Below are 17,130 nucleotides of genomic sequence, written 5' to 3'. Positions count from 1 at the left end.
GGCGCTTCAGAAGCCGACGCCGAGCCCCAGGCCCAGCGCCCACATCCGTGATGCGCTGGGCGTGGGGTTTGCCCGAGGGTCGCCCAGGTCGATGCGCACGCCCGCGCGAGCGAAGGCGGGCCCCATGCGGACACGGACGAAGGGCTCCAGCGAGACCCGCGAGTCCTCGCCGTCCCAGGTCGCCTCGGTGAGGTGGGGCGTGACGATTTGCACCCGCGCGCCAGGCTCCAGCATGCCGAGTCCAAGCGCGGCCTCCAGGCTGGCCTGCCCGACGAAGTGCGTGTCCCTCGCGGTGCGGGAGACGGGGATGAGCATGCCCAGCGCCACGTCCGCGCGGAGCTGGAAGCCTGGCAGGTCCAGGCCCACGGCCATGGGCAGCACCACGGAGGTGGTGTCGAGCGCCCACAGCCACGGGTCCGCTAGCCCACGCACCGCGGCGGCGGTGGCGTAGTTGGCGTCCTGGGTCTCGGGTCTGCGCGCGTCGACGTCGTCGGCGTCCTGATGGCGCGCGAGGGGCACGGCGACGCCCACGCCCATGCGGACGAAGAGGGTGTCATCCACGAAGGTGCGGACGTTGTGCAGGCCGATGAGCAGGTTGGTCGAGCCCAGGTGGCTCCTGCGTCCTTCGAGTGCGCCGGCGGGGTCCACCGAGGTGTAGGGCAGTCCCCAGTCGAGGCGGAGTTGGCTGTGCTCGGAGAGCCGAAAGCCGGCGGCGAGCATGGGCGAGGCATGCCGGGTGGAGACCTGACGCAGCCGAGGTGCGGAGGACAGGGTGACGGACGTGGCGAGGAAGTTGTCCGGCTCTCGCACCTGCGCTTCCACGCTCCGCCCCATCAGGAGGAGGACGATGGCGATGAGCCACGTGCCTGTCCGACGACAGGTGTCGAGGTGGAGCTGCGGCGTGGACATGGCGGTGCTTTCGTGTCGAAGGTCCGTCCGGCTCACGGCCCCCATTGCCTTCAACACCGATGAAGACGCGCTCCGTCACCGTCCTTTGTGTGGCCGGTGCTTTTTCTCGCGCGCCACCTCCGGAGGTCGTGGAAACCCCCGATGGCCGCTGCCCTGTCTCGTCAGCTCACATCGGCCCAGGTCAGGCCGAAGCGCGCCAGGTACTTCTTCAGTCGGTCCGCGTCGTTGGTGCTCGACTTTCGCGCGCGGGACTGGGCGAACAGCACACGCCCTGCCTCCGAGAGCGAGCGGCTTCCCTGACACACCCCCAGCACATCCGCGAGCTGCACGCGGTCGAACCGGTCCAGCTCCGAGGCGAGCTCTTCACCGAGCACCTCTGCGACCCGGTCCACGCCGCTCGTGGATGACACGGGGCCCGGGCGTGAGCCCCCCGTCCGCCACTGCGCGCGCAGGCGCTCCAGCTCCTCGTCCACCACCTCGCGCGTGATGCGGCCCCCGGGCGCGAGCGTGGCCATGCGCAGCACCGCGGCGTTGAGGTCCCGGAAGTTGCCCGACCAGCGGGCATCGGGCGAGGTGGCGAAGCGCAAGAAGCGCTCCTGGGCCTCCTTGTTCAGGGTGATTCGCGCGCCCATCGCCTCCGACGCCTTGTCCAGCTCGTAGAGCAGGTTCGGAGGGATGTCCTCGGGGCGCTCGCGCAACGCGGGCAACCGGAAGGTCCACAGGTTGATGCGCGCGAGCAGGTCCTCGCGGAATCGCCCGCGCTCCACCTCGACCTGCAAGTCCCGGTTGGTGCCGGCGATGAGCTGGAAATCACTCTCCACCTCCTTGTCCGAGCCCACCGGCAGGAACCGCTTGTCCTCCAGCGCGCGCAGCAGCATGGCCTGCTCGTCCGCGCCCAGCTCACCAATCTCGTCGAGGAACAGCACCCCACCATTCGCCTGACGCAAGAGGCCTGGACGGTCCTGGAGCGCGCCGGTGAAGGAGCCCTTCACATGGCCGAAGAGCGCGGACATGGCCCCATCTCCGCGCAGCGTGGCGCAGTTGAGGTCCACGAACGGCCCGCTCACCGTGCCGCGTGACTTCTTCAGCGTGTAGACGCGGCGCGCGAGCTGCGACTTGCCCGCGCCCGTGGGTCCGGTGATGAGCAGCGGCGCGCGCGAGTGGCTGGCCACCTGTTCGATGCGCTCGATGATGTGGTTGAAGGCCGCGTTGCGCGTGTCGATGCCGGCCTTGAGGAACGACAGACCCTCGCGCTGTTCACGCTGGAAGCGCGCCGCCAGCGTGTCGTAGCGCGACAGGTCCAGGTCGATGAGCGTGTTCGTCCCCGCGCCCGACTTGTCCCGCGGGTCCGGCGACAGCTGCACCAATCGCCCCGGAATCAGCCGGCTCTCCACCAACAGGAACATCGATATCTGCGCGATGTGCGTGCCCGTGGTGATGTGGACGAGGTAGTCCTCCTCCTCGGGGTTGAAGGCGTAAGCGCGCACGTAGTCGAGCAGCGCGCCGTACGTCTCCTCCAGGTCCCACGGGTTGCGGATGTCCAGCAGCGTGGTGCGCACCGTGGTCTCCGGCGACACCTGCCGGATGTCCGCCACCACCGTCCCGGCAATCTGCGTGGCCGCCGGCGGGTGCAACAGCTCCAGCCGGTGCACCACCAGGTCCTCCTGCTGGCACAGCGCCACCGTGGGCCGCCACTTCGTCCACCGGTTCGGGCCCTGGCCCGTGTCGAGCGTCGTCCCGAGCATGCCCAGGACCACCGTCTGTCGCGCGCGTGTCTTCGCCATCAAGATAGGACTTTATCTCAAGGGATACGACAAACCAGCGTTCTCCCCATGCTCCCCTCTGAGGCGCGGTTGGCACGCCGGCTGCTCTAGGTCCCTGCGTGCCCGGGAAACAGAGCCCAGGGCGAACGACCGAAAGGTGAAGGCCATGGAGCGCAACAAGGTGAACTACGAGGTGCTGTCGGACGAGGCGGGTCGCCCCATCAAGTCGTGGACCGTGGGCGTGCCGTTCGAGGACGAGGCCAAGAAGCAGCTCCGAAACCTCCGTGGCCTGCCCTTCATCCACAAGTGGATCGCCGCGATGCCGGACGTGCACCGGGGTTATGGCGCGACGGTCGGCAGCGTGGTCCCGACGGTGGGCGCGGTGGTGCCGGCTGCGGTGGGGGTGGACATCGGGTGCGGCATGATTGCGGTGCGCACCACGATGCGCGCGGACCAGCTCCCGGACTCGCTGCGCAAGGTGCGCTCGGCCATCGAGCGGGCGGTGCCGCACGGCCGCTCGGACAATGGCGGCCGTAACGACGTCGGCGCGTGGCGCGTGGCTCCGGCCTCCCACCAGAAGGAGTGGGCGCGACTGATGGAGGGGTATGACCGCATCGTCGCCAAGCACCCGCGCATCGGCCGTGGGCCGGACCTGGGGCACTTGGGGACGCTCGGCACGGGAAACCACTTCATCGAGCTGTGCCTGGACGAGTCAGATGGCGTGTGGCTGATGTTGCACTCCGGTTCGCGCGGCGTGGGTAACCGCATCGGGAGCCACTTCATCGAGCTGGCGAAGGAGGACATGCGCCGCTGGTACATCAACCTGCCCGACGCGGACCTGGCGTACCTGCCCGAGGGCTCCGAGCACTTCGACGACTATGTCTTCGCGGTGAGCTGGGCGCAGGACTACGCGGCGACCAACCGCGAGCTGATGCTGCGTGGCGCGGTCGACGCCCTGCAGCTGAGCGGTGAGCTGCCTCCGTTCGAGCTGTCCGACGCGGCGGTGAACTGCCACCACAACTACGTGGCGCGTGAGCACCACTTCGGGAAGAACTGCTTCGTGACGCGCAAGGGCGCGGTGCGGGCGCGCGAGGGTGACCTCGGCATCATCCCCGGCAGCATGGGGGCGCGCTCGTTCATCGTCCGTGGGAAGGGAAACGCGGACAGCTTCCACTCCTGCAGCCACGGCGCGGGCCGGGCGATGTCGCGTGAGGCGGCGAAGAAGCGCTTCACGCTCGAGGACCACGCGAAGGCGACCGAGGGCGTCGAGTGCCGCAAGGATGTCGAGGTGATTGACGAGACGCCGGCGGCGTACAAGCCCATCGACGCGGTGATGGCGGCGCAGTCGGACCTGGTCGACGTGGTCCATACGCTCAAGCAGGTCGTTTGCGTGAAGGGGTAGGCGGTACCACCCCGACTCCTGCACGCGAGGTGACCATGCCGGGATGACGACATCGAGGCGCCCGCTCCCCCCAAGAGGCCGAAAGGCCGCCAGAGAGGGGGAGCGGGCGCCGCTATTTCCGGGCAGGGCGCTTCAGCGCGAGCGGCCCTGGCACCAGCCCGCGGGGCTGCACGTGCGCCTGCCGTCGCACTGGCACGAGCTCCAGCAGCGGTTGGAGCCGCCCGGGTTCCAGGCCTCGTTCCAATAGTAGCTGGGGCTGGTGCAGCTCACGCCGGGGCGCGCGGTGCCCTGGCACCAGCCGGCCGAGCTGCAGGTGCGCATGCCGTCACACTGGCAGCTGTTGGTGCACCGGTTGGGGCCGCGCGGGTTGCGGGCCTCGTCCCAGTGGTAGTTGTAGAACTGGCACTGCGACTGCTCTTGCGACGTCACCTCGAGAGACGCCTCCTCGGGCGGAGCGGAGTCCATCTCCGTGGCGGGAGTCTCCTGGGCGTCCGGGCCACACGCGGACGAGATGACCATGAGCAGCGCCGCCAGGGGGACCATCAGATTGCGAGCAATGAGACTGCGAGAGACCACGACTGCCTCCAATGCAAGACACGCTTCCGGCGAGAGCCTCGGAAGCGCCGTTCGTGTAATGCCTCTCGGAGGCACGCGGTGGCTTTTCTGGAGGAACGCTGGGTTGTGGATGCTTCGGGTGTTGACTGATGCCGCGCGTGGCCGATAGCGGGCCGGGGTGCGGGGCGCGCTCGCGCATGTCAGATTGCGCGGGTGGGGCCGTGAGGCGTGGGAAGACGGGAGATACGAGACATGGTGCGCATCGATGGTTCCAAGGGAGAGGGCGGCGGCCAGGTGCTGCGCACGTCGCTGGCGTTGTCGCTGGTGACGGGGACGCCGTTCACGATGACGAACATCCGCGCGGGCCGCGCGAAGCCGGGCCTGTTGCGCCAGCACCTGACGGCGGTGAAGGCCGCCGAGGCGGTGGGCGCGGCGGAGGTGTCCGGTGCGGAACTGGGCTCGCGAGAGCTCACGTTCCATCCGCGCGCCCTGGCCGCGGGCAACTACCACTTCGCGGTGGGCACGGCGGGCAGCGCGACGCTGGTGTTGCAGACGGTGTTGCCCGCGCTCCTGGCCGCGAAGGCGCCGTCCACGTTGATGCTCGAGGGCGGGACGCACAACCCGGCGGCGCCCCCGTTCGACTTCCTCGCGCGGGCCTACCTGCCGCTGTTGCGGCGCATGGGCGCCGATGTGACGGCGACGCTGGACCGGCCCGGCTTCTTCCCGGCGGGCGGTGGGAGGTTCCGCGTGGACGTGCGGCCCCAGGCCTTGAAGCCCCTCTCGCTGATGTCGCGGGGGCGGGTGCTGCGCCGCGAGGCGAAGGCGGTGGTGTCGATGATTCCCTTCGACGTGGCGAAGCGCGAGCTGGAGACGGTGGGCTCGTTGTTGGAGCTGCGCCCCGACCAGCTCCGCCCGGAGGAGTTGAAGCGCGGACAGGGGCCTGGCAACGCGCTCGTGGTGGAAGTGGAGAGCGAGCACGTGACGGAGGTCTTCACGGGCTTCGGTGAGCGCGGCAAGCGCGCGGAGGCCGTGGCGGAGGAGGTGGCCGCCGAGGTGAAGCGCTACCTGGACGCGGAGGTGCCCGTGGGCGAGCACCTGTGTGACCAGTTGCTGCTCCTGTGTGCGCTCGCGCGGGGTGGCGAGTTCCGCACGCTGCCCCTGGATGGCCACGCGCTGACGCAGTTGGAGACGATGTCCCACTTCCTGGATGTGAAGGTGGACGTGGGCGAAGTGGACCGCGAGGTCCGTGACGTGGTGGTGCGCGGCTGATTCGCGCGCCGATGGGGCTCCAGGCCCGTGTGGCACCTGGAGCCCATCGTCCTCACTGGCCGGTGCGCAGGAACTGGATGGCGCGCAGCAGCTCCGGGTCCGTTCCGGTGGCGATGTCCTGGACGGTGGGCGCCACCTCGATGTGCGGGACGATGCCCACGCCGTGGAAGCGGGACTGGTCGGGGAAGAGAATCCCCATGCCGGTGAAGCTGACGGCCAGCTGCCCGGGGAGCAGCAGCCGGGTGACGTTGCCATTCGTCCCCGCGCTGCGTCGGCCAATCACCGTCACGCGCTGGGCGCCGGTCAGCATGATGCCGAAGTTCTCCGCCGCCGACACGGTGCGAGGACCGACCAGCAGGACGATGGGGCCCGCGTAGGACGGACTCGTCAGCGGTTGCCGCGTGTGGCCGGTGTCAACGGTCTGGAAGTCGTCGGGGCCGGTCCAGACGGGATAGCGGAAGACGGGCGAGCGGAACGGCGCGGAGATGAGCCGCTGAGCGACCTCGTAGTGGCTGATGCCCGGATAGCCGCGCATGTCCACCACCAGCCCGCTCGCGCCTTGCGCCGCGGTGAGCGCCGCGCGGAAGGCGTCCGGTGAGGTGAGCACCTCGCTCGCCATGTTGAGGTAGTGCAGCTCCGGCGCGCCGAGGTCCGCGAGGCTGCCCGCGGTCCTCAGCGAGTCCGGTCCACTCACCTGGTTGAGCAGCTCCACCGGCTGGGGTTGGACCTGGACGACGCGCGGGGTGCCATCCGCGCCGCGCAGTCCGACGTCCAGGGCGGCATTCATGATGAGGAGCCGACGGATGGCCACGTCATGCAGGTAGCCCGGCGTGGCGGCCGAGGCGTGGGCCATCTCCTCGGCGAGCCACGCGGACATGGGCTGGCCGTTGATGCTCACCAGCGTGTCACCCGGTTGCAGCGCCGGGAGCGCGGAGCGGCGGATGATGGGCTGCCCCTGCACCTCCTCCAGGGCGACGGGGAAGAACCCCGCCGGCGGTGGAGCGCCGTACAGGGTGACGAAGCCGTGACCGTCCTTCAGGACCTCGTTGAAGCGCAGCAGCAGTCGACGAATCGGTTCGCGCTCAGTGACGGGCGTGGCGTCCACCTGGGCCAGCGTCTCCATCAGCCGCCCATCGATGCCGTCTCCCACGACGTCGAAGTAGGGATAGAACAGGCGGGTGGCGCCGTGGAGGATGAGCAGGTTCGCGCGGGCGATGGCCGACGAGGCGTCGATGGGCGGGATGGCCTCGAGGGGGATTCGCTCGGGCGGCGCGTTGCGGACGACGGGCGCCGTCCGGTCCACGGCGGGTGGCTCGCCGAGCCAGGACGTGAGCTGGAGGGACTGCTCTGATGGGAGGGCCTCGGTGCCCAGCGCGCTCAGTCCGAGGGTGGCGAGTGACAGGTCCGCGGGGATGACCTCCGGAATCGGACCCTGGGCATCCTCGAGTCGCGTGGTGCGGACGAGCAGTCCTCGGGTGCTCACCGGCATCCACCGCGACTCGGCGACGGCCGCGTGGATGGGCGCGCCGATGAGCCAGGCCCGTCGGGTCATCCGCAGGTCCGCCGCGAAGCGCGCCGTGGCTGGGGCGAGCGCTGGCTCCGTGAGCAGCGCGACGGGGAGCTGTGCCTGGCCCGTGGCGGCGTGGGGCGCGTGCGTCACCAGGTCGATGTAGTTGCCATAGACGTTGAGGTACGTCGTCTCGTCCATCATGCCCACGTAGGAGCGGACGATCCCCGACAGTCGCTCGACGGGCGTGGTGCTGAGGGCGCCGATGGCTCGCGCCAGGGCTTCTTCCAGGCCGGGGGCGGCGGGCAGTCCGCGCAGGTCGATGATGGCCGCGCGCGCGTGACGCGGGATGCGCAGCTCACCGGTGCCGGGACGGATGAACGCGACGGGACCCACGGTGAGGACGCGGGCCCTGGGAAGCGGCTTGCTGGAGACGTCGAGGGCACAGACGCCCTCCATCGTGCTGGCGTAATGGCGGGTGGTCTCGGCCCAGTCCACGGTGCTTCCACTCAGGGCCATGACCAGGGACAGGTCCGCGTCGGTGTAGCTGGGGCCCACGCCGAAGAAGCGGACCTGTCCGTGCGCGGCGGACATGGCGACGGGGGCTGGCTGTGTCGCCGCGGGGCCCGCACGGCCGAAGTCACACCATTGCTCGGGCGGCGGGAACAGGGATTGCGCGGACGCGCTTCCGCTCAGTAGCAAGAGCAGGCCCGCGGTGAGCAGGGGATGACAGCGGACACGACGAGCCCACGAGGCGCCGCGCCCGGCGCCATTCTGAATGAACGACATGTCTTGGATGACCTCCAGACCCGGCCGGAATGGCTCATCAGGTCGGACGGGAAACGCCACGTCGCGCGGCGCGATATCTCGGAGGATTCTCCAGCCTTTCATGCGGAAACTATTCCCGAACTCGCGTGTGGCAGTGTCGAATCAAAGGCAGTGCTTCAGAACTCGGGTGGGGTGGAGTGACATCCCGGCGCGCGTCCAGCCCCGTGAGAGAGGTCCGACGTGAGGCGCGTTGCTTCCCGTGGCGCATCGCGAGCCCAGGTCTCTTCAGAACAGGGGGAAGACAGCGCCCCGCATGCGTCTGTCAGACGTATCCACGCAACGACCACGCGGGCGCGAGGGATGCGTCCGTCCCGCTGAGCGGGAACGCCGACGAGTTTCGAAGACAACGCCCCGCCTGCGTCTGTCAGACGTATCCACGCGACGACCACGCGGGCGCGAGGGATGCGTCCGTCCCGCTGCGCGGGAACCGCCGACGAGTTTCCCAGTCGGGTGCCGCGTCATGGCTCGCGGTCTCCTCGATGCTGCTGTCCGCCAGCAGGCGGCGAGCACCCGCGCCGCCCCAGCTTCGTCTGGCGGGGCTCCGGGCGAGCATTCTCGGACCCAGGTCGGGTCACTGGCACAGCGGCTCCCTCGGACGACAGTAAAGAGAACGGAGGTCGTGAGCTGGGATGGCCGAGGTCCCCGAAGTCGAAATCATCACCCGTGACTTGCGTCAGGCCGTCGTTGGCCGGCGTATCGCCGACGTCGAGGTGCTCGTGCCCGCGGCGGTCCGCTTCCCTTCGCCGGAGGATTTCGTCACGGCGCTGCGCGGACGCAGAATCGTGGAGGCGCGGCGACGGGCCAAGTTCATCCTGTTGGGGCTCGATGCCGGACAGACGCTCGCCCTCCACTTCATGCTCTGGGGCGAGCTGTCATTGCGGCCGGCAGGCGGAGACCGCCCCTCCGAGACGCTCGTCATCCTGACGTTGGAGGACGGCGAGGCGCTCTACCTCACGGACACGCTGGGCTACGCGCGCGTGGCGGTGGGACCCACGGCGGAGCTGTCCGCGCGGTTGAAGCTCGAGGAGCTGGGGCCGGAGGTGCTCGACACGGCCTTCACGCCCGAGGTGCTCGCGCGTCGGCTCGGTCGGCGCAGGAGCCCGCTCAAGACGGTGCTGCTCAACCAGCGCATCATCGCAGGGCTGGGCAACCGGGACGCGGACGAGAGCCTGTGGCGCGCGGGACTCGACCCACGGCGTCTGGTGACCTCGCTGTCTCGCGACGAGGTGTCGCGGTTGCACCAGGCGATGCGAACCGTGCTCGAGGAGGGGCTCGCGTTGCGAGGCACGCAGCGGGACTTGTTCGGCGTGAAGGGCCAGGCGAAGCACCGCCGCAACGTCTTCGAGCGCACCGGCGCCCCCTGTCCGGCCTGCGACACCCCCATCACCCACGAGCGCGTCGGAGGCAGGAACACGCACTGGTGCCCCCGCTGTCAGCCCGAGGAGGGTGCCGCCACCGCGCCGACCCAGGGCGTCCTCTGGTAGGGCCCCCATCGCCCCGGCTTCTCGCGCAGGGCAGCAGGGCTTGTCGCCAGCAAGCCCCCGCTGCGCTTCCCACCGCCACGCTGTTATGAAGTGGCTGTGTCCGACGTCCCCGCGCCCGCACCGTCCGAGCTCGACTCCGCGCTGGCCCGCGCCAGTGAGGAGCTGGGCTTTCCCAGCTACTACCAATCCTGTGTCCGCCCGCTGCTGCGCAACCCGGAGGGCCGCTGGCCCCGCTGCTGTGGCGGCGGCTGCGAGCCGTGCGCCCAGACGCTCATCCAGGTGGCACTGAGGACCCTGGAGCTCTTGGGCACTCCGCGCCAGGCACCCCTGCCGGACTGAGCCTCCACCATGGCCCCCGCCCAGCCGCTGCTGCTCGTCGACGACGACGCCGCCTTCCGCAAGGTCTACGGCAGCCTGCTGCGTGACGCGGGCTACGAAGTGGTCGAGGCCGGCGACCGTCCCTCCGCTCGCGCCGCCTTCGACGCGCGCGACTTCCCCCTGGTCCTGCTGGACCTGATGCTGCCGCCCGATGGCAGCGTCTCCGCGGGCCTGGAGGGACTGGCCGCGCTGCTCGATGCGAGGCCCGGCGCCAAGGTCATCGTCGTCTCCGGCGCGGGCGACACCCGCCACTCACTGGAGGCCATCCGCCTGGGCGCGCATGACTTCCTCACCAAGCCGGTGGACCCGGACGTGCTGCTCGTCGTCGTGCAGCGCGCGCTCGCCCGCGTGACGCTGGAGCGGCGCGTGGAGACGCTGCGCACGTCCCTGGAGCGCGCCTCGGCGGACGCGGCGATGGTGGGGCAGAGCGCCCCGTTCCTCGCCGCCGTGTCGCTGGCCGAGCGCGTGGCCGCCAGTGATTTGCCCGTCCTCGTCACGGGCGAGAACGGCACGGGCAAGGAGCTGCTCGCGCGCACCGTGCACCTCAAGAGCCGTCGCCACGCGGGGCCCTTCATCCCGGTCAACTGCGGCGCGCTGCCGGAGACGCTGCTGGAGAGCGCGCTCTTCGGCCACGTGAAGGGCAGCTTCACCGGCGCCACGAAAGACCACCGCGGACTCTTCGCGGAAGCGGACGGCGGCACGCTGTTCCTCGACGAGCTGGGGGACATGACGCCCTCGCTCCAGGTCAAGGTGCTGCGCGCGCTGGAGACCGGCGACCTCCTCCCGGTGGGCGCGGACCGCCCCGTCCACGTCGACGTGCGTCTCGTCACCGCCACGCACCGCGATTTGGGCCGCATGCTCCAGGAGGGCGCCTTCCGCGAAGACCTCTACTGGCGCGTCAAGGGCGTGGAGGTCCGCCTGCCGCCGCTGCGCGAGCGCGCCTCCGACCTGCCGCTGCTCGCCAAGCACTTCCTCAACCAGTGCGCGCACCTGTGTCCGGATGGGAGGGCGCGGCTGTTGTCGGAGGCCGCCGCGGAGGCGCTCGCCGCACACGGCTGGCCCGGCAACCTGCGCGAGCTTCGCCACGAGATGCAGCGCGCGTCCGTGCTGGCCGGAGAGCGCCGCGAGCTCCAGCCCGAGGACCTGTCCTTCACCGGCAGCGAGCGGCCTCGCGCGAGCGCGTCGAGTGGCACCACCCTGGCCGCCAAGGTGGAGGCGCTGGAGCGGCGTGAAATCGAGAGCGCGCTCGAGCGCTGTCACAACAACCGCACGCACACCGCGGAGGCGCTCGGCCTGTCGCGGCAGGGGCTGCTCAAGAAGCTGGAGCGCTACGGCCTGACGTGAGTCAGAAGAGGCGCGCGCCCAGGCCCGCCTTCACGCCCCAGCCCAGGCGCGTGTCGGACAGGCCCACGCGCTCGCGGAAGGTCTCCAGGCCCAGCTGCCCCGCGAGCAGCACGGACAAGTCGTTGCCCAGGTAGACCTCCACGCCGCCGCCGCCGAGCACCTGCGCGCGCCGCGACTCGGACTTGGAGAGGCCCACGTCCACCGGCACGTCGACCAGGCCCAGAATCGTCACCGTCTCCGCCACCCGCCAGCCGACCACCAGCCCGGGCGACAGGCGCAGCAGCACGCCCGAGAAGTTCTGGTCGTCCATGTACGTGGAGCCGGAGTTGAGCACCACGCCCAGCCCCAGCGTCGGCGCCATGGACACCGTGCCGTTGTCCATCACCTTCACCCGGCCCACCAGCTCCAGCGCCGCGGACAGCTGAAACCAGTTGAAGCGCGCCCGCGCCTCCAGCTCGAGCAGCGACAGCCCCTGACGGAAGCCCACGCCCAGCTCCGGCGCGCCCGCGTAGCCGTACAGCGCCGTCACCCCGGCCGGCAGCGTCACCGGCGCAATCACCGCGCCCAGCCGGTCCTCCGAGGACTCCATCGCCGTCGGCTCCACGCTGACCGAACCCGCCTCCCCCGGTTGCCCAGGGGCGCCCTGCTGGGCAAGGGCGGTGGAGGCCAGGAGCAGTGCGGACACCAGGGCGGAGCGAAGGCTCGAGCGCGTCATGCCGCGCACCCTACCGCGCCAGGGGTGTGACGGAAACTCAACGATTCCGAGGACTTGTGTCCAGGTTGCGAAGTTATCGAACTTCGCTGGAATAATTCGGTATCCATGGCTGCCGCGCTTCCGCCTCTCCCCCTGTCGAGCGAGTCCGAGGACCCCGTGCCCTCGGAGGTCGGCTCGCGCCGTCGTGGGGGGCGGAGCCGGGCGCGGGTGCTGCTGGTGGACTCGGACGCGCTCGCGCAGGCGGCGCTGGCGGCGGCCCTGATGGATGCGGGCTTCGAGGCGCTGCTGGTGGGTGACGTGCGAGGCGCGCTGGAGGCGTTGGCCTCCGACGGGCCGTTGCCGCGGATGGTCATCGCCGAGGTGGAGCTGCCGGATGGTGATGGCTTCTGCCTGTGCGGACAGCTCCGCGCGGACGTGCGCACGGCGCGCGTGCCGGTGTTGCTGCTGGCCCGGCACGAGGAGGAGTTCCATCGAGACCTGGCCGCGGGAGTGGGCGCGGACGACTACCTGGCGCGGCCGGTGGACGTGGAGGACGTGGTGGCGCTGGCGCGGCTCAAGTCGGAGCGGGCCACGGGCGAGTCCACCTTCGAGTCGCATACCTCGCGGCTGCCCCTGACGAAGGTGACGCGGGCGCTGCTGTCGGGCGTGCGCTCCGGGCGGGTGGTGCTGGCGGGGGGAGAGGGCTGGTTCTCGTTCCGGCAGGGGTTGGTGGTGGACGCGATGTTCCACGGCGTGCGCGGCAGCCTCGCGTTCCGGAGGATGTTGGGCTTCGCCCACGGCGACTACGCGGTGGCGCTGGGGCCGGAGCTGCACAAGGGCTCGTTCACCATGGACCGGGCCTATCTGTGCGAGTCGGTGCTGCCAGCGCTCTCGCGCTTCGAGGCGCTCAGGACGCGCGGGCTGCCGCTGGCGTCGCGGCTCACGGTGGACTTCGCCAGGCTCGTGCGGGAGCTGGCCACGCTGCCCGAGGACGTGGGCGTGCTGGTGCGGCTGTTCGATGGGCGACGCACGGTGCGCGCCGTGCTGCTCGAGTGCGACTTCCCGGAGGTGGTGACGTACGAGGCGGCCACGCGGCTGTTCGCGCTGGGCGTGCTCGTCCCCGCCTGCCTGTTGGAGGAGCGCGAGCGCGGGATGGGCTCGGGCGACGTGCCCGGCTTCTTCGAGCCCCTGCCCTCGGTGGAGCCCGGGGCCACGCTGCCGGAGCCGGACGCGGACCGACGAGAGGTTTGACTCCGCGCCCCGGGCTGGGAGACAAGGCCGCCACGAGGCGACACCTTCCATGTCCGGTCACAATCGGTGGTCGAAGATCAAGCGCCAGAAGGCCGCGATGGGCGCGACCAAGGGCAAGCTCTACTCGAAGGTCATCAAGGAGATCACCGTCTCCGCGAGGCTCGGAGGTGGAGACCCCGCTGGCAACGCCCGCCTGCGCGTGGCGCTGGGCCTGGCCCGCGAGGCCAACATCCCCAAGGACACCATCGAGCGCGCCGTCAAGAAGGGCACCGGTGAGCTGGAAGGGGAGAGCTACGAAGAGGTGATGTACGAGGGCTACGGCCCCGGCGGCGCGGCCGTGCTCGTCGAGTGCGTCACCGACAACCGCAACCGCACCTCCGCGGACGTGCGCTCGGCGTTCGGCCGTCATGGCGGCAACCTGGGCGCCGAGGGCGCGGTGGCCTGGATGTTCCAGAAGAAGGGCGTCGTCACCGTCAAGCCGGGCCCCTCCGAGGACACCGTGCTGGAGAAGGCGCTGGAGGCGGGCGCCGAGGACGTGGTGCCCCAGGGCGCGGACGGCTTCGAGGTGCGCTGCGCGCCGGCGGACCTGCACACGGTGGCCACGGCCCTGGAGTCCGGCGGCCTGGCGCTGGGCGAGCAGAAGTGGGTGTTCCTGCCGCAGAATACGCTCCAGCTCGACGGCGACAACGCGAAGAAGATGCTGAAGCTGATGGATGCGCTCGACGAGAACGACGACGTGCAGAACGTGCACGCGAACTTCGAAATCGAGGAGTCCCTGATGGAGTCCTTGTCTCAGTAGCGGCGGGTGGAACGGAGTCAACGGTGCGCGTCCTCGGTGTGGACCCCGGCAGTCGCTTCATGGGCTACGGGGTGGTGGAAGAGAAGCGGGGCCGCCTGGTGCACGTGGGCCACGGCGTCATCAAGGTCGACGAGGATGCTCCCCTGGCCTTCCGTCTGAAGGAGCTGCACGCGGCGCTCGGCGCCCAGCTGGCGCACTTCCGTCCGGAGGCGGTGGCCGTGGAGGGCGTGTTCACCTTCCGCAACGCGCGCAGCGCGCTGGTGCTGGGACACGCGCGCGGCGTGGCGCTGCTGGCGGCGGCGCAGGTGTCGCTGCCCGTCTTCGAGTACCCGCCGGCGAAGGTGAAGAAGTCGGTGGGCGCGGGCGGCGCGGACGGCAAGGACGCCGTGACGCGCATGGTGAAGACGCTGCTGGGGCTGCAGGCGGTGGACCTGGGGCGCGCCGACGCGAGCGACGCCCTGGCCGTGGCGCTGTGCCACCTCAATCACGGTCGCGCCGCCATCCCCACGGCGGGCCCGACCACCAAGAAGCGCAAGGGCGCCGCGGCGCTGCTCGCGGACAGGCTGGCGCCGTCCTATCGGCGCCCGGAGGCGGGATGATTGCTCGGTTGCGGGGCGTGGTGCTGGAGAAGGACGCCGAGGACGCCGTCATCGACGTGCAGGGCGTGGGCTACCGGGTGAACCTCTCCACCCTGACGCTGGGCAAGCTCCCCCCGGAAGGGCAGCCGGTGGAGGTGCGCATCCGCACCGTGGTGCGCGAGGACGCCTTCGAGCTGTTCGGCTTCCTCACCAAGGCCGAGGAGGACGTCTTCCTGCTGCTCAACGGCGTCTCCCGCGTGGGCCCCCGCATGGCGCTGGGCGTGCTGTCCGGCATGGAGGTGCCGGAGCTGGTGGCGGCCCTGTCGCGCGGCGAGGTGGCCCGGCTGGCCAAGATCCATGGCGTCGGGAAGAAGACCGCCGAGCGGCTGGTGCTGGAGCTCAAGGACAAGATGAAGAACGTCCACCTGGAGGCGGTCTCCCGAGGCACCGCGCCCGCCCCGGCCAGCGCCACCCAGTCCGACCTGGTCTCCGCCCTCCTCAACCTGGGCTACAAGCCCCCGCAGGCGGAGAAGGCCGCGGAGCTCGCCACCAGCCGGCTGGGCGCCGACGCTTCCTTCCAAGATTTGTTCCGCGAGGCCCTCAAGTCCCTCCGGGCAGGCGGCTGACGTCTTCCGGACAGCCTCGTCCCTGGGTGTAGTCGGGAGGCCAATTCCAGACCTCCCCGGACAGCCCGCACAACCGTTTCTCCTCTGAGAAATCGAAACGGTCCGAGGTCCGACGGGCCCGGTGTCCTCCGCGTGGCACCTGTTGGCCTACGTCGCAGCATGGCGGACACCCTGAGCCTCCCGGTTCCCACGGTGAGTAGCGAGTTCCGCCACTGGTGACACTTTCCAGCCACAGCGGTGGGGCCAAGGCCTCACGCAGGACAAGGAGTTGCTCACATGAAGGCATGGCGTGGCATCCCGGTGCTCGTGTCCGTTCTTTGGGGAGGGCTCCTCGCGGTGGGGTGTGGTCCGGCGGTCGAAGGCGTCGACGCGGAGGGCGAGGCGGCGGTGGAGGCCGCGCGGGCCGACGGGATGGCGACGGCGGGCCGGGCCTGCACGTCGGAGCGGGTGATGCCCTCGGGCACGAAGCCGGAGTGGCTGGTGCGCGGCGCGGACCGGCTGTTCTTCAGCGCGGACTCGGCGGGGCAGGGGCGCGAGCTGTGGAGCAGCCCGGGGGGCGGCGGCTGCGCGGGCCTGGTGAAGGACATCCGGGCGGGGGCGCAGGGCTCGGTGCCGCGCTACCTGACGGCGCTGGGGCGCTGGGTGCTCTTCGCGGCGGATGACGGCCTGCAGGGGCCGGAGCTGTGGCGCACGGACGGCACGGAGGCGGGCACGGTGCGGGTGCTGGACGTGTGGCCGGGCGAGCGGGGCTCGGCGCCGCGCGCGCTCACCCGCGTGGGCACGCACGTCTACTTCCTCGCGGAGGCGCCGGGAAATGGCCAGGAGCTGTGGCGCACGGACGGCACCGCGTCCGGCACGCGGCGGGTGCACGCGTTCGTCCCCGGCAGTGACGTGCTCCAGCTCACCGCCTGGGGCGAGCGGCTCGCGCTGGTCTCCTACGACGCCGAGGCCGCGGCGCTGTGGGTGGTCGAGGCGGGCGGCGAGGCGCGCGAGGTGTACCGCTCCGCCTTGGGCGTGTTCGACGCGCTGACGGCGGCGGACCGTCGGCTCTTCTTCGTGCGCGACACGGGCGAGGGCCTCGTGGAGCTGTGGGCGGTGTCGGGGCGTCCGGCCACCGCGACGAAGGTGCGCGACTTCAGCGGCGGGGCCCCCTCGGAGTTCACCGCGCTGGGCAGCGTGGTGCTCTTCCACGCGGGCTCGGACGGCAACTCCGGCGAGCTGGGCGACACGCGGCACGGCGGCGAGCTGTGGCGCAGCGACGGCACGACGGCGGGCACGCGCCTGGTGAAGGACATCTGGCCGGGGCCGAAGGGCTCGCTGCCCTCGGACCTGGTCGCGATGGACGGCGTGCTGTACTTCGCGGCGGAGGACGGCTGGCGCGGGCGCGAGCTGTGGCGCAGTGACGGCACGGCGCTGGGTACGTGGATGGTCTGGGACCTCCAGTGGGGGCCGGAGAGCAGCGAGCCTCGCCAGCTGGTGGCGCAGGATGGCTGGCTGCTCTTCTCGGCGACCACCGCCGCGCATGGACGCGAGGCGTGGAAGAGCGACGGCTGGCTGTGGAACACGCGCCGGCTGACGGACATCGCCCCGGGCACGTCGTCGTCCAACCCCCGCTCGTTCGTGCGCTCGGGCCGCGACGTGTTCTTCCTCGCCAACGAGGCCGCCGTGGGCGAGGCGCTCTGGGTGGTGCCGCTCCACGGCGCGGGGCCGTGCGCGAACCCCCAGGGCCCGAAGGGCTGCTGA

Annotated in this window: 15 protein-coding genes; 10 read left to right on the top strand and 5 right to left on the bottom strand. The window is 70.9% G+C overall.

Translation table 11 applies throughout. The features are described 5' to 3' along the window. Positions 1-6: 6 nt before the first annotated feature. Positions 7-909, bottom strand: a complete 903-nt coding sequence (locus LXT21_RS01465) for a hypothetical protein (protein ID WP_254036290.1) — start codon at positions 907-909, stop codon at positions 7-9. Between the two features lie 161 nt (positions 910-1,070). Then, a complete protein-coding gene (gene rtcR, locus LXT21_RS01460; RefSeq protein WP_254036289.1) occupies positions 1,071-2,693 on the bottom strand; it encodes an RNA repair transcriptional activator RtcR in 1,623 nt (540 codons plus the stop codon). 145 nt (positions 2,694-2,838) lie between these two features. Here rtcR and LXT21_RS01455 point away from each other — a divergent pair, with 145 nt between their 5' ends. Further along, a complete protein-coding gene (locus tag LXT21_RS01455) occupies positions 2,839-4,074 on the top strand; it encodes an RtcB family protein (protein ID WP_254036288.1) in 1,236 nt (411 codons plus the stop codon). A gap of 132 nt (positions 4,075-4,206) precedes the next feature. Here the strand turns inward: LXT21_RS01455 and LXT21_RS01450 are convergent, their stop codons facing one another. Then, a complete protein-coding gene (locus LXT21_RS01450; protein WP_254036287.1) occupies positions 4,207-4,650 on the bottom strand; it encodes a hypothetical protein in 444 nt (147 codons plus the stop codon). A gap of 231 nt (positions 4,651-4,881) precedes the next feature. Between LXT21_RS01450 and rtcA the strand changes: the two genes are divergently transcribed. Further along, positions 4,882-5,898, top strand: coding sequence for an RNA 3'-terminal phosphate cyclase (gene rtcA / locus LXT21_RS01445; protein ID WP_254036286.1), 1,017 nt, complete (start codon positions 4,882-4,884; stop codon positions 5,896-5,898). 52 nt (positions 5,899-5,950) lie between these two features. On the opposite strand, the gene LXT21_RS01440 is transcribed toward rtcA, so the two are convergent. Further along, positions 5,951-8,194: a S41 family peptidase gene (locus LXT21_RS01440; protein ID WP_254036285.1), complete on the bottom strand. Its 2,244-nt coding sequence runs from the start codon at positions 8,192-8,194 to the stop codon at positions 5,951-5,953. Positions 8,195-8,862: 668 nt separating this feature from the next. Here LXT21_RS01440 and mutM point away from each other — a divergent pair. The 3 genes from mutM (at position 8,863) to LXT21_RS01425 (ending at position 11,439) form a co-directional block, all read left to right on the top strand. Further along, positions 8,863-9,717 carry a bifunctional DNA-formamidopyrimidine glycosylase/DNA-(apurinic or apyrimidinic site) lyase gene (gene mutM, locus LXT21_RS01435; RefSeq protein ID WP_254036284.1) on the top strand — a complete coding sequence of 285 codons (855 nt, stop codon included), beginning with the start codon at positions 8,863-8,865 and terminating at the stop codon, positions 9,715-9,717. A 96-nt stretch (positions 9,718-9,813) separates the two neighbouring features. Next, positions 9,814-10,056 (top strand): hypothetical protein, encoded by a 243-nt coding sequence (locus tag LXT21_RS01430; RefSeq protein ID WP_046715044.1) that lies wholly within the window; start codon positions 9,814-9,816, stop codon positions 10,054-10,056. A 9-nt stretch (positions 10,057-10,065) separates the two neighbouring features. Continuing rightward, entirely contained in the window at positions 10,066-11,439 is a 1,374-nt protein-coding gene (locus LXT21_RS01425; protein ID WP_254036283.1) for a sigma-54-dependent transcriptional regulator, read from the top strand. A gap of 1 nt (position 11,440) precedes the next feature. On the opposite strand, the gene LXT21_RS01420 is transcribed toward LXT21_RS01425, so the two are convergent. Continuing rightward, positions 11,441-12,154 carry a hypothetical protein gene (locus tag LXT21_RS01420; RefSeq protein ID WP_254036282.1) on the bottom strand — a complete coding sequence of 238 codons (714 nt, stop codon included), beginning with the start codon at positions 12,152-12,154 and terminating at the stop codon, positions 11,441-11,443. Between the two features lie 105 nt (positions 12,155-12,259). Between LXT21_RS01420 and LXT21_RS01415 the strand changes: the two genes are divergently transcribed. The 5 genes from LXT21_RS01415 (at position 12,260) to LXT21_RS01395 (ending at position 17,130) form a co-directional block, all read left to right on the top strand. Next, positions 12,260-13,384: a response regulator gene (locus LXT21_RS01415; protein WP_254036281.1), complete on the top strand. Its 1,125-nt coding sequence runs from the start codon at positions 12,260-12,262 to the stop codon at positions 13,382-13,384. Positions 13,385-13,433: 49 nt separating this feature from the next. Then, complete coding sequence (locus tag LXT21_RS01410) at positions 13,434-14,183, top strand: YebC/PmpR family DNA-binding transcriptional regulator (protein WP_254036280.1); 750 nt, start codon at positions 13,434-13,436, stop codon at positions 14,181-14,183. A gap of 23 nt (positions 14,184-14,206) precedes the next feature. Beyond that, complete coding sequence (gene ruvC / locus LXT21_RS01405; protein ID WP_254036279.1) at positions 14,207-14,782, top strand: crossover junction endodeoxyribonuclease RuvC; 576 nt, start codon at positions 14,207-14,209, stop codon at positions 14,780-14,782. Beyond that, positions 14,779-15,387, top strand: a complete 609-nt coding sequence (gene ruvA / locus LXT21_RS01400; protein WP_254036278.1) for a Holliday junction branch migration protein RuvA — start codon at positions 14,779-14,781, stop codon at positions 15,385-15,387. The genes ruvC and ruvA overlap by 4 nt, the downstream gene beginning before the upstream one ends. A gap of 276 nt (positions 15,388-15,663) precedes the next feature. After that, complete coding sequence (locus LXT21_RS01395; RefSeq protein ID WP_254036277.1) at positions 15,664-17,130, top strand: ELWxxDGT repeat protein; 1,467 nt, start codon at positions 15,664-15,666, stop codon at positions 17,128-17,130.

Origin of the sequence: Myxococcus guangdongensis, from assembly GCF_024198255.1 — a bacterium.
GTDB lineage: Bacteria > Myxococcota > Myxococcia > Myxococcales > Myxococcaceae > Myxococcus > Myxococcus guangdongensis.
Note: the sequence above shows the minus strand (reverse complement) of the source record. Positions and strands in the feature narration are given on the sequence as shown.